Origin of the sequence: Pseudomonas sp. 2835 (assembly GCF_050435905.1) — a bacterium.
In the GTDB taxonomy this organism is placed as follows: Bacteria; Pseudomonadota; Gammaproteobacteria; order Pseudomonadales; family Pseudomonadaceae; genus Aquipseudomonas.
This window is the reverse complement of sequence record NZ_JBNDLE010000022.1, coordinates 18270-41117: the sequence shown is the minus strand read 5'-3', so window position 1 is coordinate 41117 and position 22848 is coordinate 18270. Positions and strand designations below refer to the sequence as shown.

14 protein-coding genes and 1 riboswitch are annotated in these 22848 nt (G+C 64.7%); of the genes, 6 read left to right on the top strand and 8 right to left on the bottom strand.

Annotated elements, in window-relative coordinates; translation table 11 throughout:
• Together mnxG and ABIE20_RS23460 are read right to left on the bottom strand one after the other, a co-directional pair.
• Positions 1-5880, bottom strand: a complete 5880-nt coding sequence (gene mnxG / locus ABIE20_RS23465; RefSeq protein ID WP_429507654.1) for a manganese-oxidizing multicopper oxidase MnxG — start codon at positions 5878-5880, stop codon at positions 1-3.
• A 1512-nt stretch (positions 5881-7392) separates the two neighbouring features.
• Positions 7393-7992 carry a lytic transglycosylase domain-containing protein gene (locus ABIE20_RS23460; RefSeq protein WP_429507652.1) on the bottom strand — a complete coding sequence of 200 codons (600 nt, stop codon included), beginning with the start codon at positions 7990-7992 and terminating at the stop codon, positions 7393-7395.
• Between the two features lie 177 nt (positions 7993-8169).
• Between ABIE20_RS23460 and gspG the strand changes: the two genes are divergently transcribed.
• The 4 genes from gspG to tenA all read left to right on the top strand — a co-directional run bounded on the left by gspG (position 8170) and on the right by tenA (position 11346).
• The gene (gspG, locus tag ABIE20_RS23455) at positions 8170-8592 is read left to right on the top strand and encodes a type II secretion system major pseudopilin GspG (RefSeq protein ID WP_429507650.1); all 423 of its coding nucleotides are present in this window, start codon (positions 8170-8172) and stop codon (positions 8590-8592) included.
• A 15-nt stretch (positions 8593-8607) separates the two neighbouring features.
• Entirely contained in the window at positions 8608-9795 is a 1188-nt protein-coding gene (locus tag ABIE20_RS23450; RefSeq protein ID WP_429507649.1) for a type II secretion system F family protein, read from the top strand.
• A gap of 38 nt (positions 9796-9833) precedes the next feature.
• A riboswitch (TPP riboswitch) is annotated at positions 9834-9948 on the top strand.
• 81 nt (positions 9949-10029) lie between these two features.
• On the top strand, positions 10030-10677 hold the full coding sequence (locus tag ABIE20_RS23445) for a TenA family protein (RefSeq protein WP_429507648.1): 648 nt from the start codon (positions 10030-10032) through the stop codon (positions 10675-10677).
• A gap of 3 nt (positions 10678-10680) precedes the next feature.
• Positions 10681-11346, top strand: a complete 666-nt coding sequence (gene tenA / locus ABIE20_RS23440) for a thiaminase II (protein WP_429507646.1) — start codon at positions 10681-10683, stop codon at positions 11344-11346.
• Positions 11347-11365: 19 nt separating this feature from the next.
• On the opposite strand, the gene ABIE20_RS23435 is transcribed toward tenA, so the two are convergent.
• Together ABIE20_RS23435 and ABIE20_RS23430 are read right to left on the bottom strand one after the other, a co-directional pair.
• Complete coding sequence (locus tag ABIE20_RS23435) at positions 11366-12280, bottom strand: site-specific integrase (protein WP_429507645.1); 915 nt, start codon at positions 12278-12280, stop codon at positions 11366-11368.
• Positions 12281-12461: 181 nt separating this feature from the next.
• The gene (locus tag ABIE20_RS23430; protein WP_429507644.1) at positions 12462-13268 is read right to left on the bottom strand and encodes a hypothetical protein; all 807 of its coding nucleotides are present in this window, start codon (positions 13266-13268) and stop codon (positions 12462-12464) included.
• 115 nt (positions 13269-13383) lie between these two features.
• Here ABIE20_RS23430 and ABIE20_RS23425 point away from each other — a divergent pair, with 115 nt between their 5' ends.
• Complete coding sequence (locus tag ABIE20_RS23425; protein ID WP_429507642.1) at positions 13384-14031, top strand: DUF1345 domain-containing protein; 648 nt, start codon at positions 13384-13386, stop codon at positions 14029-14031.
• Here the strand turns inward: ABIE20_RS23425 and ABIE20_RS23420 are convergent.
• Positions 13957-15213, bottom strand: coding sequence for a pyridoxal phosphate-dependent aminotransferase (locus tag ABIE20_RS23420; RefSeq protein ID WP_429507641.1), 1257 nt, complete (start codon positions 15211-15213; stop codon positions 13957-13959). The genes ABIE20_RS23425 and ABIE20_RS23420 overlap by 75 nt on opposite strands.
• Positions 15214-15520: 307 nt before the next feature.
• Here ABIE20_RS23420 and ABIE20_RS23415 point away from each other — a divergent pair, with 307 nt between their 5' ends.
• Entirely contained in the window at positions 15521-15781 is a 261-nt protein-coding gene (locus tag ABIE20_RS23415; RefSeq protein WP_429507639.1) for a DUF1652 domain-containing protein, read from the top strand.
• Here ABIE20_RS23415 and ABIE20_RS23410 read toward each other — a convergent pair whose 3' ends face one another.
• From ABIE20_RS23410 to ABIE20_RS23400, 3 genes are all read right to left on the bottom strand, one after another.
• Entirely contained in the window at positions 15782-17866 is a 2085-nt protein-coding gene (locus tag ABIE20_RS23410; RefSeq protein ID WP_429507638.1) for a putative bifunctional diguanylate cyclase/phosphodiesterase, read from the bottom strand.
• Between the two features lie 271 nt (positions 17867-18137).
• Positions 18138-19637: an efflux transporter outer membrane subunit gene (locus ABIE20_RS23405; RefSeq protein ID WP_429507636.1), complete on the bottom strand. Its 1500-nt coding sequence runs from the start codon at positions 19635-19637 to the stop codon at positions 18138-18140.
• A complete protein-coding gene (locus tag ABIE20_RS23400) occupies positions 19634-22741 on the bottom strand; it encodes an efflux RND transporter permease subunit (protein WP_429507635.1) in 3108 nt (1035 codons plus the stop codon). Before ABIE20_RS23400 ends, ABIE20_RS23405 begins: the two co-directional genes overlap by 4 nt.
• Positions 22742-22848 lie beyond the last annotated feature (107 nt).

The following is a 22848-nucleotide window of genomic DNA, read 5'->3' as shown; positions in this document are numbered from 1 at the left end:
TCACTGTGCTGGCGGCGTGGCCGGTGGTGTTTCGTTGGTGACCCGCAGGATCCCCCACAACCCGGAAGCGTTGCCGTAGGCGGCGTAGTCGCGGAACAGGTAGTCACCCGGCACCGCGTTGCTGCCACCGGCGCTGGGCAGCATGAAACTGAAGTGCGCGGCCGGCAGCACGCTCTCCTGGGCACCGATGTACATGGCCTGCGGGTTGTAGCCAAAGCGCACCGAACCGATACCGGGCTGGTACATCGGGTAGCCGCCCGGGTCGGCCTTCTCAGGCTGGTAGGCATGCAGCGGCCACAAGTGCCCGTCGAGCTGGTAGGTGATGCCGCGGCTGCCGCCGGTGGGCATCAGCACGTGGTTGCGCAGCGGCTGGCCGGGTTTGGCCCAGAGCACCGGGGTTTGCGGATCGCCGCCGACCAGGGCGTTGCTGTAGGCCATATGGGCGTTCGGCACGTCGGCCCAGCCACTGCCATCGGCATGGCCGAACGGCGCATCCGGGGCCAGGCCGAAACGGAACCACAACGGCTCGGTCTTGTAGTTGATGGCCATGTTCGAGTTGTCCTTCGGATCGCCCGGCACGCCGTTGCCTTCAGTGGCGATGCCTTCCACCGGACGGCCATCGGCCCAGCGCATGTTCAGCGAGCGCTGCCACAAAGTGGCGAAGTCGCGGTAGGCGGCTTGCCCCGGCACCTGCACCGTGGCCGAGGCGCGGCTTGCACTGTCTTCGCTCCAGGTAGCGCCCAGCGGCAGGATGCTCATGGCGCCGATCAGGCCCTTTTGCCCCTGCTTGATGACATCGGCCGGGGTGATGTTCAGACCGCCGAACTCGATGGCGGTGGTGTTGATGTTGTCCACCGCACGGCCCATCTGCAGCACCGGCTTGCCTTCGCGCTCCAGGTGCCCGGCGTAGTACTGGTAGACCTTGCTCGGGTAGGCGCCGCTGTTGCCGGCGCGTGGCGGCACGGTCTGCACCGGGTTCTGACCGACGTTGGCACCGTCCGACTTGGTGATGTCGTAGGCCAGCAACTGGGCATGCAGGCCGACATGGCTGGAGGGGCGCATCAGGTTGTTGTTGAACGCAGTGGAGCCTTCGCTGCCATTGCGGTCGCGCTTGACCACGTTCTGCATCACCGCGGTGCTGGGCAGGTCGGGCATGACCAGCGGCAGGCGGTTTTCCAGGGTGACCTTCAGGCACTCGCCGGCAGCGGCGCGCAGCACCAGCGGCTCGATCGGCACGCCGGGCTTGAGCTTGCCGGTGCCGGGGTCGAGGTCGGCCTTGCGCACATAGAGGATCGCCGTCGGGTCGTGCAGTGGCCCGCTGTGGCCGCCGATGGTGAAGGTCTCGCCATCCTCGGGGTCGGTCACCGTCACCTGCGGGATGCTGGTGCGCCGGCTGTTGTATACCAGGGTGCCGCCATTGGCCTTGAGCGGGCCGCCGACATGCTGGCCGGCACCGGCCGGGTCGGTGATGCTTACGCCCAGCGAATTGCCAAGGATGTCGTTGGCCAGGGCGGCGACGACTTCATAGCTGCGCTGCACCGTTGGCCGGGTGCCGATGCCGTTGGTGTTGGCGGTAAAGCGCGGGCAGATGCCGTCGAACGCCACGGTGTTGCGCGCCGCCATCGGCAACGGGTTGTTGGGCAGGGCAAACAGGTCGTTGCGGCTGTTGCTGTAGTTGCGCATGACGCCCCAGATACCGTTCCAGTAGCCTTCGTGGGCGGCGTCCAGCGAGTACAGGTAGTCGCCGTTGGGCGCCGACGCGCTGGAGATCATCGACACTGGCGCCATGAAGCCCAGTTGCTCGGATATGCCCACCATCTGCGAGGCCTTCCAGCCGGAGTTCGAGCTGTTGCCAAAGCCCGAGCCGTTCTGCAGCCATTTGACGCCATGCAAGGTCACGTTGTGTTCCTCTTCATGGCCACCGGCGTGCATGCGCAGGCGCACGTTGTCACCGGAGTAGGTGCGCAGCATCGGCGTGAACGGGTCACCCGGCTCGGCCCCGGCGGCGTTGATGTGCGGCGGGAACAGCGTGGTGCCACCGGTTGGACCCACGGCTGAGCTAATCGCTGCCGGCGACAGGTTCATGGCCGGGATGGCGCGGTCGGTGCGGCTTTGCATGGCATAGGCGAGATCGCCGGCCAGGCCGTCGGCCTGCATGCCACGCTTGCCGTCGGGGGCAACCTTGTTGGGGTCGTAGACGCGCAAGGCCAAGGGCTCGTTGCGGTAGTTGACGACGAACATGCCCGGGTCATCCACCGAGATCGCCTGCGGGCACGGCCGGCTCGGGCAGCCCGGGTTGAGCCCGCCGCGCGACTCGACCACCGACTCCAGCAGGTTCGAGGCCTTCTGCCGTACGGGCGGGTTGATCGCGTAGCGGAAGCTGTCGGCACTGGCCGGGTAAGCCTGGGCATTGGGGATGCCGTCCGGGCCTGCGCCGACGTAGACGCCCGCCTCATAGGCGTGCTGGAAGTCGCTGTACTCGAGGAAGAACTCGCGGTAGCTGTCGTTGCGCCCGTCACCGTCGAGGTCACCGGTTTTCACCACCGCCTGCCACGAGGTCGGCCCGCCGTCTTCGCGCAGGGCGCTGTTGTACAGCAGCTCGCCGGTTTCGGCGTGGTACCAGGTAGAGCCGGCAGGTTCGGCCAGCACCGTGGCGTACAGGCCCAGTTGCTGGTGGGTCGATGGGCCGAGGTGGTCGTGGGTGAAGATGGTGCCCAGGCCACGGTCGACGTTATGCACGTTGACCACCGGGTCGACGAACCAGCGCTGCATGGCCGTGCGCGCGCCCAGCCAGTCGGCGCGCCCGTAGCGGCCGAAGAACGGGTGCGCCTTGGCCACCGGGCACTCGGCCGTGCCTTCGCGCGGGTCGCCGGCGCGGCATTCATTGAACTCGCGAATCGCATGGATACGCTCGACCACGGTGCCAGGGGAAAGAATACCGTCCTCGTAGTTCCAGCCGTTGGCCGAGCCGTCAGCGGCGGTCAGGTCCCATTTTGGCAGGTGGATATGCTGGCCGATAACGTCGGTTGGCGTACGCACCTGGTAGTCGTCCATCTCGTAGTACGAGGGGATCAGGTTGGTGTGCTGGTACATCACGCAGTCGAAGGTGTTCATGCGCATCACCAGCGGCTCCGGTGGGCGCTGCTTGTTGATCACCGCCCAGGCGTCTTCCCAGAGGCTGATGATCCGCGCCTGCGGGAAGTGATAGCCGACCTTGTTGTACACCGCGTCGAACTGGATGTTGGCGCCCTTGTAGATGCGCGGGCGGTCGGCAGTGAAGGTCGAGCTGCCGGTAAAGCTCATACCGTCCAGGCGCTCGCCGCTGTTGAACTCACCAGCGCCGGACAACTGGGTCAGGCGCTTGGCGCGGTCGTCCATGCACGGCTCGTAATACGGCGCGCCAGCGGTGGGCGCGGCGCCGTTGGTGCGAAAGTTGCGCGCTACGGTCTGCTTGCCGGGCAGCACGGCGTAGCTTGGGTGTTCCAGCTTGGCATGGAAGCTCATGGCCGCCTGTTCGACGTCGGTGCCCTCCTCGGGCAAAAACACCGCCTTGGCCTTGGTGATCGCCTTGGTGAAGTCCAGCGCGGTGGTGGTCACCAGCGCCTCGCCGCCGGCCGACAGGCCGTCCAGGGCATGGCGTGGCAGGCCACCGTCCCAGCCACCGACCTGGGCCGGGTCGAGGTTGGCCCACAGGGCGTTGCCGGTGTTTTTCAGCTGTTGTGCCTTGGCCGGGTCAAGCATGTCCAGCGGCGGGGTTGGCGGGCGCTGGCCGACGGTGTTTTCCATGCCGCCGATCCAGAACGGAAAGCCCGGGTTCTTCAGGCTGCCGTCGGCGTTGCGGTTGGCCTCGCTGCGATCGACCAGGGCCAGGGAGCCGACGGCGCGCGGTGCGGCGTCGTCATGGCCGGCGTCGTCATCGCCCTCTTCTTGCTCATCGTCGTCATGGTTTTCGGCAACCAGGGTTTGTGCCAGCTTGGGAATCACTGCGACCTTGCCGGGCATCGGCGCCATGGCCTTGCCGGGCAACGGCACGATGGCCGGGATCGGTGTACCGGCGATGATCTCGCCGTCCGGCAAGGCCCGGGCGCCGGCAGCAGGCTTGCCGCTGCGCAGGGCGAACGGCACGCTGTGAAAACCGTTCTCGCTCTGGCCCGACACTTCCAGGCGGGTGCCTTCTTCGAACACATCGTGGACCCGCCACATGCTCCACATGCCCTGGGCAAAGTGCGGGTAGAAGTGGCAGTGGTAGATCGCATCGCCGGCCACGCGATTGCGGTTGCCCGAGCCGCCGTTGGCGATTTCGTAGGTGTAGCCGACACCCGGGCCAATGCCCTGGGCGTCAACATAGTCGGAGTTGTCGTCATTGGGGTTGAACAGCCACTGATGACCGTGCAGGTGGAAGATGTGCTGCTCGTGGCCGTTGTGGGTGTTGCGAAACTTGACCATGTCGCCGATGTAGCTGTGGTTGACGTTGGCCGGCTCCGCGGGGTACAGGGCCATGGTCGCCTTGACCCCGACCTGCTCGGCGCTCGGGGTCTGGCCCGGGCGGATGTTCTCCAGGCCAACGTTGGCCGGTACGTCCACCAGCATCGCCACGTCGCCGACGGTGTGCGAACTCAAGAAGAACTCTTCATAGGCGCACGACAGGCAGTCATGCATCGGCCCCACACCCAGGCGGTTGGCCACAACCTCCGCGCCCATGCCGCCGGAGCCGTAGTTGATCATGAACGAGTCGCGGGTCGGTTCCAGTACATGGCCCATTACCGGGTCCGCCCAGTACCCGGGGAAGGCCTGGGTGGAGGCAGCTTCATCGGTGAACTGCGCGGCGAAATCGCGGAACGGCTCCAGGCGGTTGGGGATCGCCGGGTTGCGTTTGCCGATGCTTTCCAGCGGGTAGGTCGAGGCCGGGAAACTGCCATCGGCGTTGGGGCCCATGACGATCGCATCGGATTCACTGGAGATGATCTCGTTGCCATCGGTCATGGCAATGATCGGCGAACCGGCCTTGCCTTCGCGGATCCAGGGTTCCTGCTGCGGGTAGCGCGCCTGGTAGTCGACGATCGGCTGGCCGGTGGGGGTGCGGCCGCTGCTGCTCAGGCGCATCTCTTCTTCGGTCAGGGTATTGCGAAAGGTGCGCCCGCCTTTGGGCACCACTACCACCTGGCCAAACAGGCCGTTGGCGACGTTGCCGGCAGCGCCTTCACCGCCGAAGGTGGCGCCCTGGCTGGTGGCGGCAAACGCGCCTTCGCGCTCGGCGTAAAGGGTGTAGGAGCGGCTGGCGCCGGGGGCGATCAAGAAGTTGCCATTGCGCCCAGTATTGGCGGCGATATCGCCGATGCTGTTGACCGCCTGCATGCCATTGACCTGGAAACCGACGTGGCGGTCGCTGACCTGCTCATCGGCGATAAAGTGCTCGCCGCCCTGCTCGTTGCCTTCACCGGCTTCGTTCTCTTCAGCTTCGTTTTCCTCGCCTTCGACCTCGTTCTCTTCTTCGTGGTCGATGCCGTGCTTGTTCGGGTTGGCCTGGTAGGCCAACAGGTTTTGCAGGTTGATGGTCAGGCAGTCGCCTGCCGCCACCCGCAGCACGATCGGCCGCGGGCGTTTGTCCGGGCGCAGGCTGACCTTGCCCGGCACTGCGGCGCCACCGATGGCCAGCGACACCTGGTGCTCGTCGACCACGTCGCGGCGCAGGGCGAACATCATGCCGTTGGCATTCTGCGCACCGAGGCGGTTGAACATCAGTGGCTGGTCAAGCGCCACCACGTTGGCCACCAGGTTGCGCTCACAGCGCACGGCGGCTTCGCTGAGCGGCTGCCAGGCCAGGCTGGCGGCAGCGATCAGCAGTGAAGTCAGGACTGAGCCTTTGATTGGAGTCATCATGGCGTGCCTCGGTGGTGCAAGGGGACTCTGGAAGGGCTTGAGCAAGGCCCATGCCAGATTTTTTATTGTTGTTTTTTAAACACTTACACAGCTGAATGAATCTCGATTGGGGGGGATTCCCCGGTATTCCCCACTAATCGGGGGGGCCTGCGCGCAGCGGTCGTAATCCAGTCAACACCTGAGGTGCTGGCTGCACCGGCCTCATCGCCGGCAACGCCGGCTCCCACAATGGACCTGCATGCACCGGACCTGTAGGAGCAGCCGCCGGCGATCGAGCGCGCAGCGGTCGTAATCCAGGCGACACCTCTTGTGCTGACTGCACCGGCCTCATCGCCGGTCAAGTCGAGTCGTCGCACCGCCGCTCCCACATTGGATCTGCATTCAACGGACCGGTGGGAGCTGGCCTTGCCGACGATCGAGCGCGCAGCGGTCGTAACCCAGTCAACACCTCTTGTGCTGACTGCACCGGCCTCATCGCCGGCAACGCCGGCTCCCACAATGGACCTGCATGCACCGGACCTGTAGGAGCTGGCCTTGCCAGCGATCGAGCGCGCAGCGGTCGCAATCCAGTCAACACCTCTTGTGCTGGCTGCACTGGCCTCATCGCCGGCAAGGCCGGCTCCCACAATGGACCTGCATGCACCGGACCTGTAGGAGCTGGCCTTGCCAGCGATCGAGCGCGCAGCGGTCGCAATTCAGCCACATCTAATGCTGACTGCACCGGCCTCATCGCGGGTCAAGCCCGCTCCCACAGTGGATCTGCATTCAACGGACCGGTGGGAGCTGGCCTTGCCGGCGATCGAGCGCGCAGCGGTCGCAATTCAGTCAACACCTCTTGTGCTGACTGCACCGGCCTCATCGCCGGCAACGCCGACTCCCACAATGGATCGGCGTACACGGAGCCCGGTGGGAGCTGGCCTTGCCGGCGATCGAGCGCGCAGCGGTCGCAATCCAGGCGACACCTCTTGTGCGGACTGCACCGGCCTCATCGCCGGCAACGCCGACTCCCACAATGGATCGGCATACACGGAGCCCGGTGGGAGCTAGCCTTGCCAGCGATCGAGCGCGCAGCGGTCGCAATCCAGTCAACACCTCTTGTGCTGACTGCACCGGCCTCATCGCCGGCAAGGCCGGCTCCTTCAATGGCTCGGCGTACACCGAGCCCGGTGGGAGCTGGCCTTGCCGGCGATCGAGCGCGCAGCGGTCGCAATCCAGGCGACACCTCTTGTGCTGGCTGCACCGGCCTCATCGCCGGCAACGCCGACTCCCACAATGGATCGGCGTACACGGAGCCCGGTGGGAGCTGGCCTTGCCTGCGATCGAGCGCGCAGCGGTCGCAATCCAGTCAACACCTCTTGTGCTGACTGCACCGGCCTCATCGCCGGCAACGCCGACTCCCACAATGGATCGGCGTACACGGAGCCCGGTGGGAGCTGGCCTTGCCAGCGATCGAGCGCGCAGCGGTCGCAATCCAGTCAACGCCTCTTGTGCTGACTGCACCGGCCTTGCCGTTCACAGCGGCGCATCCACCGCCAGGCCCTGCAGTCGCCGGTACTGGCGCAGCACCTTGGGCACATAGCGCTGGGTTTCGGCGAACGGCGGCACCACCCGGCCACGGCGCAGCACCGCATCTGGGCCGGCGTTATAGGCAGCCACCGCCAGGGTGATGTCGTTGTCGAACAGGGTCAGCATGCGCTTGAGGTAGCGCGCTCCGCCCTGCACGTTCGCAGCCGGGTCGAGGACATTTTTCACGCCCATTTCCTTGGCGGTGTCGGGCATCAGCTGCATCAACCCCGCTGCGCCACTGCTCGAGCGGGCATTGGGGTCGTAGCGCGATTCGGCCTGGATCACCGCGTGCAGCAAGGCGGCCGGCAGGTCGTGGGCTTTGGCGGCAGCCGCAACCACTTCGGCGTAAGGCATGCCGGTGATCAGTTGCGGGCCATTGCTGGCCAGGTTCACGGCTTCGCTGATGACCCGCTGGTACGTTCGCCCCGGCCGGTGGACGTTGCTCAACACATAACTGCCATCGGCCTTGACCGAGATGTACACATCGGCCTGAGCCGGATTGCTTGTGGCCAGCCAGGCCAGGATTGCCGCAGTGAGCCAGCGCATCGTGCCACCCTCCCCGTTGCGTCCCCCAGAAAGTGGGGCATATGCCCCGATTGCCAGGGCTTTAGCCTCCTGACGCAAGCACTGTGCCGCCTTGCCAGGGCCGTACGGCAAAGGCCCGCCGCAGACGCGCACGGCATTTGCATAAGCCCTGGCAGCGCACCTGTGGAGGGCCTGGCTATGAACAACAACCATCGCGCGCAACGCGGCTTCACCCTGCTGGAACTGCTGGTAGTCCTGGTAGTGCTGGGCCTTTTGGCCGGCATCGTTGCCCCCAAGTACTTCAGCCAGCTGGGGCGCTCGGAAGCCAAGGTGGCCCGGGCGCAAATCGAAGGCCTGAGCAAGGCGCTGGACCTGTACCGGCTGGAAGTGGGGCATTACCCCAATTCCGAGCAAGGCCTGCAGGCCCTGGTGGTGGCGCCCAGCGACGAAACGCGCTGGTCGGGGCCGTACCTGCAGAAGAAGGTCCCGCAAGACCCCTGGGGGCGTAACTACATCTACCGCCAGCCCGGTGAAAACGGCGAATACGACCTGCTGTCGATGGGCAAGGATGGCCAGCCCGGCGGCGATGGCGAAAACGCCGAGATCACCAGCTGGCAATAACCGGGGGGCATGCGCATGCGCTACGAACTCAAGGCCCTGGGCAAAGCCGGTGTGGTCTTGCTTCAGGTCGACGCCGAGGATGCCGGCCAGGCCCGCGAGCAGGTCGAGCAACAGGGCTTGCGGGTGGTCAGCGTACGCAGTTGCCAGCGCCTGGCCGGCCTGCGCTGGCGGCGTGGCGAGATGTTCAACCTGGTGCTGTTCAGCCAGGAGCTGACCACCCTACTCAACGCCGGACTGCCGCTGATCGACGCACTCGAGAGCCTGGCCGAAAAAGAGACTGCGCCCCAGGCGCGCAAGACCCTTGGCGAACTGGTACGCCTGTTGTACGAGGGCAAGTCGTTCTCCCAGGCCCTGGCGCAGTTGCCCAGCGTGTTCCCACCGCTGTACGTGGCGCTGGTGCAATCGAGCGAGAAGACCGGCGCCCTGGGTGATGCCCTCGGCCGCTATGTCGCCTACCGCCAGCGCATGGATGAAGTGCGCCAGAAGATCATCAGCGCCTCGATCTACCCGTTGCTGTTATTGCTGGTCGGCGGCGGCGTGGTGCTGTTTTTGCTCGGCTACGTGGTGCCGCGTTTCAGCCTGGTGTTCGAAGGCCTGGGCACCGAGCTGCCGTGGATGTCGCGCTGGCTGATGCAGGCCGGGATGTTCCTGCACGCCAACCAGATGGCCATCGGCAGCGGCTTCGTCGTGTTGATGGTGCTGCTGTTTGCCCTGCGCCGCGAGCCGTGGGTGCGGCGCTGGCTGAACCGCCAACTGGAACGCTTGCCGGCTTTGCACAAGCGCCTGGTGATGTACGAGCTGGCGCGTTTCTACCGCTCGCTGGGGATCCTTCTGCAGGGCGGCATCCCGATCCTCACCGCCATGACCATGGCCCGCGGCCTGCTTGGCGCGGCCAGTGGCCTGCGGCTGGAACAGGCCGGTGAACGGGTCAAGGAGGGCCTCTCGCTGTCGGCGGCGCTGGAGGCCGGGCACCTGGTGACGCCGGTGTCGCTACGCTTGCTGCGCGCCGGCGAGCAATCGGGCAACCTCGGGCAGATGATGGAGCGCAGCGCCGACTTCTACGACGAGGAAATCAGCCGCTGGATCGAGTGGTTCGTGCGCCTGTTCGAACCGCTGCTGATGACCTTCATCGGCCTGTTGATCGGCCTGATCGTGATCCTCATGTACATGCCGATCTTCGAGCTGGCCTCAAGCATCCATTAGCCCGGCGCGTGACAATCGCCGGCCCTTGCTGTATAGATTCGGCCACCAAGGGGAGCCCGGCAACGGGCTGAGAAACCGCTGGCATGTGCAGCGCGGTGACCCTTCGAACCTGATCCGGATCATGCCGGCGAAGGGATGGGTATTGTGCACCTGCCTTTTTGCCGGCCTCACTGCGGGGCCGACCATGCCAGACATCACCGGCCCCGCTGTCGTCACGATAAAAAGGACAACAGCATGACCGCGCGCTTCACCGACAGCCTTCGCCAGCAAAGCGAGCCGAGCTGGACCCAGTGCATTGAACACCGCTTCGTCAACCAACTGCTCGACGGCAGCCTGGCCGACCCGGTGCTGGTCAACTACCTGATCCAGGACCACCGCTTCATCGATGCTTTCCTGACCCTGCTCGGTGCTGCCATCGCCAGCGCCGACACCTTTGAGGCGCGCCTTCGCCTGGGGCGTTTTACCGGGGTGATTGCCGGTGAAGAGAACACCTACTTCCTGCGCGCCTTCGAAGCCCTGGGCGTCAGCGAGGCGCAGCGCCTTGAGGCGCCGGACTCGGTGCCGACCGCAGGCTTCAAGGCGATCATGCGCGAAGCGGCAGCCACCCGTTCCTACGCCGCTGCCCTGGCAGTGCTCAACGTTGCCGAAGGCCTGTACCTGGACTGGGCGCTGCGGGCCAACAAGCAGTTGCCGCCGCGCTTCGAGCACGCCGAATGGATCACCCTGCACGACAACCCGGCCTTCCAGGACTTCGTCGCCTTCCTGCGCGCCGAGCTGGACCGGGTCGGGCCCGCTCAGGCACAGATCAGCCGCGACTTCTTCCTGCGCAGCGTGGCGCTGGAGCAGGCGTTTTTCGACGCCGCCTACGACATCGAGGGCTAAACCATGGATATCTTCGAGCGCCTGAAACAGGCCGCCAGCGCCGACTGGCACAGCTACGTCGAGCACGATTTCGTTCGCCAGATGGGCGCCGGCACCCTGGCGCAACCGGCATTTCGCAAGTACCTGGTGCAGGACTACCTGTTTTTGATCCAGTTCGCCCGCTCCTGGGCCCTGGCCGCCTACAAGAGCCGCACCCTCGCCGACATCCGCGCCGCCCAGGCGGGGCTGGCAGCGATTCTCGACGAAACCGAACTGCACGTGCGCCTGTGCGAGCGCTGGGGGCTGTCAGCCGACGATCTTGCGGCGACCCCGGAGCACCAGGCTACCGTGGCCTATACCCGCTTCGTGCTGGACTGCGGCGCTGCCGGCGACCTGCTGGACCTGCACGTGGCCCTGGCGCCGTGCGTGATCGGCTATGCCGAAATCGGCCGCAACCTGACCCCCGACGGCGTTCAAGCGCTGGGCGATCACCCTTACCGCGAGTGGATTGGCGAATACGCCGGCGCCGGCTACCAGGGCGTCGCCACCGCTGCGCGTGCGCACCTGGATGACCTGGCCGCGCGGACCATGACCGAGCGCCGCTTCGATGAGCTGGTCAAGGTCTTCGCCCAGGCCTCGCGGCTGGAAGCCGACTTCTGGCAGATGGGGCTGGATGCGGCTGGGCAGTAAGGGTTAAAGATCCCACAGGTCAGTAATCGTAGCGATCCACTGCCCGCCGCCGTTCGTTGTCATCGCGCCTGTCGTAGTTGGCGGTGGTCTGGATGTTGGTGTGGTGGGCCAGCTTTTGCGCGATCGACAGGTCATGCTCTTCGATCACCCGGGTGATGAACGAGCGGCGAAAGTCGTGGGGCATGATCTTTACCCCGACTTGGGTGCCGCGCTGGCGGGCGATGTAGTAGATCGCATGCTTGGTGATGCGCTCGCGGGTGATGTGGCTGCCGCGGCGGATGCGGTTGAACAGGAACTCGTCGTCGGCCTGCCCTTCAGGCAACTGCTCACGGCGAAACGCCAGCCAGGCGTTGAGCTTTTCAAACGCCCAGGGCGGCGCGTACTTGATCAGCTGCTTGTTGCCCTTGCCCAGTACCTGCAGGCTGCGCTCGCTGAAGTCGACCTGGCCAAGCGTCAGGTTGACCGACTCGGACTTGCGCATGCCAGTGCCGTACAGCAAGGCAATCACCGCTGCATCACGCAGCCCCTGCGGGCGTGGATCGGCAGCGCAGGCGTCCATCAATTCGCGGATCAGGCTGCGCTTGAGGTTGCGCCCGGCCGGCAGGCGTGTGCCCTGGGTCGGCTTGACCGTGCGGATCTTGAGCAACTGCTCCTGGCTGATCAGGCTCAGGCGCCAGGCCTCGTTCATTACCCCGCGCACCGCGTTAACGTACAGCGACGAGGTGTTCGGTGCATAGCCGTCGGCGCGCAAGGCCGCCACCAGGGCGGTGACATGCCCGGGCTCGAGCTGGTGCCAGGGCACCTCGGCGATGTCGCAATCCTCGAAGCCCAGACGGTCGGCGGCATCCTGGAGGATGTACTTCATGGTCAGCTGGCTGGATGGCGCCAGGCGGGCGAGGTATTGCAGCAAAGGGTTTTGCAGTGAATCGGACAAACCGGGAATCCTGTAGAGCGCAACAGAGGTCAGGGGCCTGCAACGGGCCAGTCTGACTCGTGACAACACCGCGGCCACTGACCTGCATCACAATCAGGTCATTGATTGGCAAGTCTTTTTAGCCACGGCAAGAATCCCGATAGTACCTCATCGACGCCCTCGGAATCGATTGAGGGCAATTTCATGGCACCGCGTCATCCAGGTACAGCTTGACCGTTTCCGGGGTCAGCGACAGGACTTCATGGGTCAAGCCGTCGAAATCGGTCACGCCATGCTCCATGTAGCCATCACTGCGCTTGACGACATACGCCACATGGTTGCGGGGCCTGCCGGTGTCGTTATCGATGATTTGCAGGCGGTCGCTGTAGAGCGGCAACGGTTTGACCAGCGGCACCAGGGGCGAACGACCGATCACAATCGGCTCAGGCTGCCATTGCGGCAGCCGGTCGCGATGCCTGGCCACTTCGGTGAGCACCTGGTTGACCGGCAGCTGCAGGGTTTTCGAGTAGTAGGTATCGTAGAGAAACGCGGTAATGCTCAGCTTGCAGGGGATGCTGCTCTTGCCCGCCAGCAGGCGATGAATCGCCGGCTTGAGCAGCTCGGTCTGCGTGCTGCGGTCCGGGGTGGTCTTGTAGAAATGCGCGTTGACCACGTAGTTGTAGCCCTTGATTTCGGAGATGCCCTCGAAATCGACGCCGCCGACCAGGCTGTAGATCATCGCATGGCCAACGGTGAAATCCTGATCATCGCCCAGGGCACAGGTAAACCACTCGCCGATCTGGCCGTCGCCGGTATGCCGTTCGAACAGGCTGACAATCTCTTCGTCGCTGCGAAAGCGCAGGCGATAGGAGCCGTCGTGATAGGTGATCGAGCTGAATTCCAGCGGCATCGAATCGATACCGTGGCTGCAACCGCCAAGCGTTACCGCAGCGCCCAGGGCGCACGCGGCCAGGCGTAAAGAGGGGGCGAACAAAGGGGCGTCATCCATGAGCAGGCGAGGCGCGCAAGAATGCCCAAGCCAACGCCTGCCAGCAAGCCTTTCTGCGCCCGCAGGCGGTAGCGATGGGCTACAGTTGCCCGGGTACCCCCTGACCTGAGGCACCATGGCTTTCCATCGACTGACCCGCACCCACCCGCGCTTGAGTTTTTCTGCCGTTGCCGGTTGCCTGGGCGGCTGGCTGATTCCCGCCGACGACCTGGTCCAGCACGTTCTCACCGGCTGGAACATCGGCGTCTGGCTGTACCTGTTGCTGGTGCTGTGGCTAACACTGCGCGCAAGCCCCGGGAAAGTGCGCGAAGTCGCCTGCATCGAAGATGAAAACGCCGGCCTGGTGCTGTTTACCGTCAGCATCGCCGCAATCGCCAGCCTTGCCGCCGTGACCCTGCAACTGGCCGCCAGCCGCGGCCTTGCCGGTGGCCCGCAACTGCTGCACTACGCCTACACCGGCTTTACCATCGCCGGCTCCTGGTTGATGATCGGCACCATCTTCAGCCTGCACTACGCCAGGCTGTTCTACACCGCCGGCAGCAAGGAGCCCTTGCTGCGCTTTGCCGATGGCGAGCTGAACCCCGATTACTGGGACTTTCACTACTTCTCGTTCACCCTCAACGTCGCCGTGCAGACTTCGGACGTGGGCGTTGCCGACCGGCAGATGCGCCGCATCGTCCTGGCTCACTCACTGGTAGGGTTCGTGTTCAACACCGCGATTCTGGGTTTTACCATCAACATCGCCGCCGGCCTGCTGAACTGACGGCAAGCCTTCGAGCACCTGCACCGCACAGCGCGCAATACGCTGGCAGGCCTGCTCCAGGCGCTGGCTGTCGAGCACCAGGCCAAAGCGCAGGTGCCCGGCGGCGCTGGGGCCGAAGGCGTCACCCGCCAGCACCGACACCCCATGTTCCTCCAGCAGGCGCTCGGCAAAGGCCTGGGCGCCAATGCCGGTGTCGCGGATATCGATCATCACGAACATGCCGCCGTCGGACTTGTGCACGCGGATGCCCGGGCAGCCCTCAAGGCTTGCGCAGACCCGGTCGCGCCGTTCGCGGTAGGTCTCGCGCATCTGCCGCACCTCGGGCAACTCCTGCTCCAGGGCGACCCGGGCGGCGTCCTGGATAAAGTCCGGCAGGCCATACAGCATGCACAGCGCCAGGTTGCTCAAATGCTCGGTCAACAATTGCGGGCCGATCACCCAGCCGACCCGCCAGCCAGACATGGCATGGGACTTGGACAGACTATTGATGGTCGCGCTGCGCTCGGCCATGCCCGGCAAGCTGGCCGGGCTGAAGTGCTCGCCCTCATACAGCAGCTCGCTGTAGACCTCATCGGAGATCAGCCACAGGTCGTGATCGATGCACAGCTGCGCCAGGCGCTGCCAGGTAGCCTTGGGCAGGCTGGCGCCAGAGGGGTTGTGCGGGCTGTTGAGCAGCAAGGCACGGGTGCGAGGAGTGATCAGCCGGGCGACGTCGTCGGGGTCAACCCGAAAACCCTGCTCCGGGCGCACCGGTACGGGGACTACCTTGGCCGCGCAGGCGCCGAACACGGCCTCGTAGGTGACGTACATCGGCTCGGCGACGATCACCTCGTCGCCCGGGTCGAACAGGCACTGGGCCACGCCATACAACGCACACTGCGCCCCGGCCAGCACCACCACTTCCAGCGGGTCGACCGGCTGGCCGCTGTGGCGGGTGTGATGCGCGGCGATGGCCCGGCGCAAAGCCTCGCTGCCGCGCACATCGGAATAGTGGGTATGGCCGGCACGCAGGCTGTCGATAGCGGCATTGACTATCGGTTGCGGGGTGTCGAAGTCGGGATCGCCAATCGACAGCAGGATGATGTCGCGGCCCTGGCCTTGCAGTTCGACGGCGCGGTAGTGGATGTTCCAGGCAGCAGCACCGTCACCGGCGATACGTTGGGTGAGCGCGGAATAACGCATGGACGGTCTCCTTGACTGAACCTGGACGCGCCATTGGTCTGAAACTCCCAGGCAAGCATCCCAGCCGACTGCCGGTAAAAATAGCAGAACGGCGCCGCAGCACGCGGGGAAATATTCCCGGCAAACGTTTGCCCGGCAATGCAATCTGTTCGCCCTGCCCCGCGCTGAGCGTGACCTGCGTCAAACAATCGAAAAACCGTCATGATCAGAGGCAGACACTGGCGCCAGTGATGCTATGTTTAGGTTTCTCGTCGGGTCCCCCGACCCGCCCATTATTGCGTGAGGTTCACCGTACAAGGAGGCCGGCATGAACAAGCTGACGTTCCCCAACGCCTGCCAGATGATGCGCTGGCATTTTCATCCGCTGGGCTTCGAGGCCAGCATGGACGCCCCGCGCAGCATGGTGGCGCGTCTGTTCGACCGGGCCACCGGCGAAACCCTGCTGGCAATTGCCGGCATTCCCTGCGCCACAGTGATGCACGCGGCGGACGTCGAACGCATCATCGAAGCGGTTGAGGCCGAACTCGACGCCTTCGAACCGTCCTGCAACCTGCGCGCCGTCGGCTGATCAGCTGACAACCCGCAGCTCGCGTCCTCGCTCGATATCGGCAATAAAACGCTCGGCCGGCTGTGGCTGGCCGAGCAGATAGCCTTGCAACGAGTCACACCCCAAACGGGTCAGGAAGCTCTGCTGGCGATCGGTCTCGACCCCTTCGGCAACAATCCGCAAGCCCAGGGCCTGGCCCAGCGCGACAATGGCCGAGACGATGGCGGCATCGTCGCTGTCCTGCTCCAGATCCCGCACGAAGCCGCGGTCGATCTTCAGTTCGTTGGCCGGCAGGCGCTTGAGGTACATCAGGCTCGAATAGCCGGTACCAAAATCATCGATAGACAAGTCTACGCCCATGTCCGAAAGGCGCTGCAGCACCTGCATGCTCGCGTCGGCATCGCGCATGGCGGTGGTTTCGGTGATTTCCAGGGTCAGGCTGTTGGCCGGCAACTGATGGCGCGCCAGCACCTTGGCGACGCTGTCGACAAGCCCGGTGTGGCAGAACTGGATAGCCGACAGGTTGACCGCGATACGCCAGTTGCTGTGACCCTGGTCGATCCAGATGCGCATCTGCCGGCAGGCCTCGTCCAGCACCCACTCGCCGATGGGGATGATCAGGCCGGTTTTCTCCGCCTGGACGATAAAGCGATCCGGCAGCAGCAGGCCATGCTGCGGGTGTTCCCAGCGCAACAGCGCTTCGGCGCCTATCGGCTGGCAGTTGTGGGCGTCGAACTTGGGCTGGTAATACAGGCGGAACTGGCCCTGCTCAAGGGCCACGCGCAAGTCCTGCAGCAGTTGCAGCTGCAGGCGCGCGTTGCTGTTCATCGACACGTCGAAGAAGCTGTAGCCGTTCTTGCCGGCGCTCTTGGCGTGGTACATGGCCGCATCGGCGTTGCGCAGCAGTTCATGCTGGTCGATGCCATTGCCCGGGTAGAGGACGATACCGATACTCGCCGAAATCTGCAGGTTCTGCTCGGCGACGCGAAAACTGCGCGAGATCAGGTTGACCTGCTTGGCCGCCACGCCCACGGCGTCATCCGCTTCCTGAAGCTCGACCAGCAACACGAACTCATCGCCACCGATACGTGCCAGGGTGTCCTGGCTGTGCAGATGGCCGCGCAGGCGCAGGGCCACCTCTTTGAGCAACTGATCGCCCATATGGTGGCCAAAGGCATCGTTGACCGGCTTGAAACCGTCAAGGTCGATGAACATCAGCGCGAAGCACCCGCCCTGCTCGGCCACCTTGCTGATCGCCTGGTCGATACGGTCGGCCAGCAGGGTACGGTTCGGCAAACTGGTGAGGGTGTCGTGCAGGGCCAGTTGGGTCAGTTCCTGGTTGGCCAGGGTCAGCGAGCGGGCAAGCTCGGCGGTGCGCGCTTCCAGGCGCGCATCCAGCACCGAGGTCAGCAAAGCTGCGGCCAGTACCGCCAGGGTGGTGATCAGCACCAGGTAATCCAGGCCGTTGCCACTCAAGCCGCCGCCCAGGGCGCCGCAGTAACTGCCTTCAGGGAAGTTCGCCGCGGCCATGCCGGTGTAGTGCATGCCGACGATCGCCACGCCCATGATGATCGCCGCCCCGCCACGCATGTGCCGCACGTAGAGGGTTTGCTGGCGCAGGCGAAAGGCGATCCACAACGCCGCCGCCGAGGCGCCGACAGCAATCAGCAACGAGGCGCTGAACAGCGCGGGGTCGTAGTCGATGCCCGGCGTCATGCGCAGCGCGGCCATGCCGGTGTAGTGCATGGTGCTGATGCCGGTGCCCATGATCAGCGCGCCAGCGCCCAGTTGCAGCCAAGGCAATGTCGGCTGGCTGACCAGCCACAGGGCAAAGCCCGATGACAGGCCGGCGATCAGCAGCGACAGCAGGGTCAGGGTGATGTCATAGCCCAGTTCGATCGGCAGGCTCAGGGCGAGCATGCCGATAAAGTGCATCGACCAGATCCCGGTGCCCATGGCCAGCGCCCCGCCACCGATCCACAGGTACATCGCACGGCCCTTGGCGGTGTTGATCCGCCCGGCCAGGTCGAGGGCGGTATACGACGCAAGGATGGCCACACACAGCGAAATCAATACCAGCGACGAAGAGTAACTACCGATCAGCATGAGGCCTTCCACAACCCGTAGACCGGGCACTGGCGAGGCCCGGATAAAAGCCGATGATTGTACTCAACCTTTGGCGAAACGCACGGAGTTTTCGGTGAAAGACGGCAATGCAGAATCATTGCCTTCTCACGTGATTTCTAGAAGAAAAATTACTTATAAATCAGTAATTTATATACATAAATTAATGTCATTCGAAAGCAAATCGTGCAGCCTGCAAAAAAAGCTACCAAATCGAATAAACGACTTTATAACCATTAATTAACTTATTGTTTTATATATCTTTATTCGATTTTTCAGCAAACGCCGCCTGCGAGTCCCAGCCACCACCCAGCGCCGCGATCAACTGCACGCTGGCCACCAGCCGTCCCTGCAGCAGGTTGAGCACGCTGCGCTCGTTGCTCAGGGCGGTGGTCTGTACGTTGACCACGTCCAGGTAGGCGATCAGCCCGGCCTTGTACTGATTGTTGGTCAGGCGCAGGGATTCGCGGGCCGAAGCCAGGGCTTCGCTGCGTACCCGGGCTTCGTCCTCGTAGACCTTGAGCTGCACCAGGTAGTTTTCCACTTCCTTGAAGCCGTCGAGCACGGTCTGCCGGTACTGGGCCACGGTCTGGTCGTAGACCGCTTCGCTGCGTTCCACTTCTGCCGCGCGCTGGCCGCCGTCGAACAGGGTCATGGCCAGTTGCGGGCCGACCGACCAGAAGCGGTTCGGCAGGCTGATCCAGTCGCTGAAGCTGCTACTGCTGTAGCCGCCGCTCATGCTCAGGGTCAGGTCCGGGAAGTAGGCGGCGCGGGCCACGCCGATGCTGGCGTTGGCCGACATCACGTTGCGCTCGGCCTTGGCGATGTCCGGGCGGCGTTCAAGCAGTTGCGAGGGCAAGGCCAGCGGCACTTGCGGCAATGCCGGAATGTCCTTGCTGTCGGCCAGGGCGAACTCGGCGGGGGCCTTGCCCAGCAGCACGGCAATGGCGTTTTCCAGTTGCGCGCGCTGCCAGACCAGGTCGATCAGGTCGGCCTGGGTGCTTTTCAGCTGGGTCTGCGCCTGGGCCACGGCGTCCTTGCCCGAGACACCGGCTCGGTACTGGTTCTCGGTCATTTTCAGTGAACGCTCATAGGCCTCGACGGTGGCTTCAAGCAGGCGCTTTTGCTCATCAATGACCCGCAACTGCAGGTAGTTCTGCACCAGCTCCGACTGCAGGCTCAGGCGGATCGCCGCCATGTCGGCCAGGCTGGCTTGGGCGCTGGCCTGGTTGGCGGCCAGGCCGTCACGCAGCTTGCCCCACAGGTCGGCCTCCCAGCTCACCCCCAACTGGGTGTTGTAGGTGTTGCGGATACCGCTGCTGTTGTTGCTCAGGCTCGAGCTTGAGCTGCCGGTGCCCTGGCTGGAGCGGGTCTTGCCCGCCGACAGGTCGAGGCTTGGGAACAGTGCACCACGGGCACTGCGCACCAGGGCCTGGGCCTGGCGGTACTGGGCTTCGTACTGGGCGACGGTCTGGTTGCCGGCGTTGAGTTGCTCGACCAGGCCGTTGAGCTGGGCGTCGCCGTACAGCTCCCACCAGGCGCCGCGGGCGATGGCGTCCGAGGGGTTGGCCTGGGTCCAGCCTTCGGCGTGCTTGAACGCCACCGGCGCCGGGGTCTCGGGGCGGTGGTAGTCCGGGCTCAGGGTACAGGCGCTGAGCATCGCCAGGCACAGGGCCGAAGCCAGCAGGCGCGAGCCGCGGGCAGCCAGCAGCGGCTGCAGCGAACGGTCGGAAAGAAGCGGACGTCGGGTCATAGCGGGGTTTCCAAAGCAGCGTCGGTACGCACGCCGCGCCAGCGGTTGAAGCGATGGCGCAGGCGGTCCAGATAGAGATAGACCACCGGAGTGGTGTAAAGCGTGAGGATCTGGCTGAAGACCAGCCCGCCGATAATGGTCAGGCCCAGCGGCTGGCGCATCTCGGCGCCTTCGGCGTGGCTGAGCAGCAGCGGCAAGGCGCCGAGGATGGCCGCCAGGGTGGTCATCAGGATCGGCCGCAGACGCAGCAGGCAGGCACGGCGGATCGATTCCTCCGGGCTCAGGTGCTCGTGGCGCTCCAGTTGCAAGGCCAGGTCGATCATCATGATGGCGTTCTTTTTCACCACGCCTATCAGCAGGAACAGGCCCAGCAAGGAGATCAGGCTGAACTCGCTACCGACCACGTACAGGGTCAGCAAGGCCCCTACCCCGGCCGATGGCAGGGTCGAGAGGATGGTCAGCGGGTGAATGTAGCTTTCGTAAAGAATGCCCAGCACCAGGTACACCGCCAGCAAGGCGCCGAGGATCATGAACGGCTGGCCCTTCTGGCTTTCGGCGAAGGCATCGCCGGTACCGCCGAGCTTGGCGATCACGTCCTCGGGCAGGCCGACCTTGGCCACCGCCCGCTCTACCGCGGCCAGGGCCTGGTCCTGGCTGTAGCCTTCGGCGATGTCGAAGTTGATGCTCTCGGAGGCGAACTGGCCCTCGTGGCTGACACGGTCGTCGGCCAGGCTGTTCTCGTAGTGGGCGAAGGTCGCCAGCGGCACCCGCGCACCATCGGCGGTGATCACCTGGACCTGCTCGAGGGTGCGCGGGTCCTGGGCGTACTTGGGGTTGATCTCCATCACCACCTGGTACTGGTTGAGGCTGTCGTAGATGGTCGAGATCTGCCGCTGGCTGTAGGCGTTGTTGAGCACCGAGGTGACCATGCTCATGTCGATGCCCAGGCGCTTGGCCTGTTCGCGGTCGACCACCAGGGTGATCTGCTGGGTACCGCCGCCTTCGCGGGCGTCGATGGCGGTCAGCTCCGGCAGGCTTTTGAACGCCGCGACCACCTTCGGGTACCATTCGCGCAGGGCCGACAGCTCGCTGCTTTGCAGGGTGTAGAGGAACTGCGAGCTGCTCTGGTCGCGGCCACCGCCGAACTGCAGGTCCTGGTCGGCCATGAGGAACAGCCGTCCGCCGGGCACCTTGGGCATCTCTTTGCGCAGGCGCTCGATAATCTTCTGCGCCGAAACCTTGCGTTCGCTGATCGGCTTGAGGCGCACCAGTACCATGGCGTTGTTGGTGCCGCTGTTGCCGCCGATAAAGCCGGCAACGCTTTCCACTGCCGGGTCGGCCAGCAGGGCACGGCGGAAGATTTCCATCTTCGGCTGCATGACCTGGAACGACAGGCCGTCGTCGCCCCGGACGAAGCCCATCAGCTGGCCGGTGTCCTGCTGCGGCAGGAAGGTCTTGGGCACCACCACATACAGGGCGATGTTGACCGCGATAGTCACCAGCAGGCTCAGCAGGGTCAGGCGCCGGTGACGCATGACCCAGTCCAGGCTACGCCCGTAGCCGGCCATCATGCGTTGGTTGAGCTGCTCGCTCCAGCGCTGCAGGCGGGTCTGCTGCCCCTCTGCATGGGGCTTGAGCCAGCGTGCGCAGAGCATCGGCGTAAGGGTCAGCGACACCAGTAGCGACACCAGGATCGCCACCGCCAGGGTGATGGAGAACTCGCGGAACAACGAACCGACGATGCCGCCCATGAACAGGATCGAGACGAACACCATCACCAGCGACAGGTTCATCGACAGCAAGGTGAAGCCGACTTCCTTGGAGCCCATGTACGCAGCGCGCATCGGCGGCACGCCGTCGTCGATGTGCCGGGAGATGTTCTCCAGCACCACGATGGCATCGTCCACCACCAGGCCGGTGGCGAGGATCAACGCCATCAGCGACAGGTTGTTCAGGGAAAAACCGCACAGGTACATGGCCGCAAACGTGCCGACCAGCGACACCGGCACCGCCAGGGTCGGGATCAGCGAAGCGCGCAGGTTGCCAAGGAACAGGAACACCACCAGCACCACCAGCACCACGGCGATGATCAGGGTGTGCTCGGCTTCCTTGAGAGTCGCCTTGATCACCGGCGAGCGGTCCATGGCCACGTCCAGCTTGACGCTGGCCGGCATCAGCGACTCCAGGGCCGGTAGTTGCTCCTTGATCTTGTTGACGGTCTCGATGATGTTGGCGCCGGTCTGGCGGTTGATCACCAGCAGCACCGCATCCTGGTCATTGAAGAAACCGCTGTTGTAGCGGTTTTCCACCGCATCGCTGACCTTGGCCACATGGCTCAGGCGCAGCACCGCGCCGTCCTGGTAGCGAATCACCAGCGGTTCGTAGTCCTTGGCCTTCTCCAGCTGGTCGTTGGCCTGCACCTGCCAGTTGCGCTGGCCATCCTCGACGAAGCCCTTGGGCCGGCGCTGGTTGGCATTGGCGATGGTCTGGCGCACGTCATCAAGGGCCACACCGTACTGGTTGAGCAACTGCGGTTCGAGCTCAACGCGCACCGCCGGCAGCGAACTGCCGCCGATCTGCACCTCGCCTACCCCCGGCACCTGGGACAGGCTCTGGGACAGGATGGTCGAAGCCAGGTCGTACAGCTGGCCTTTTTGCAACACGCTGGAGGTCAGCGCCAGGACCATGATCGGCGCCTGGGACGGGTTGAACTTCTTGTAGGTGGGCATGCTGCGCATGCCGCTGGGCAGCAGGTTGCGCGAGGCGTTGATCGCCGCCTGCACCTCCCGGGCGGCGGCATCGATGTCACGGCCCTGGTCGAAGGCGAGGATCACCCGCGTCGAGCCCTGGCTGGAGCTACTGGTCAGCGTTGTGACCCCGGAGATCGCCCCCATCGAGCGCTCCAGCGGCGTGGCCACGGTCGAGGCCATGACCTCGGGGCTGGCGCCCGGCAGGTTGGCCTGGACCACGATCACCGGGAACTCGATCTGCGGCAGCGGCGCTACCGGCAACAGGCCGAAGCTGACGCCACCGAGCAGCATGATCGCCAGGCTCAGCAGCATGGTCGCCACTGGGCGGGCGATGAACGGAGCTGAGAGGTTCATGGGCGGTAGCTCCAAGCTGCAAGCTTCAAGCTGCAAGCAGTTTGAGGTGACCTCTGCAACTGCGGTCCTACACCAGACCACTTGCAGCTTGCAGCTTGCAGCTTGCG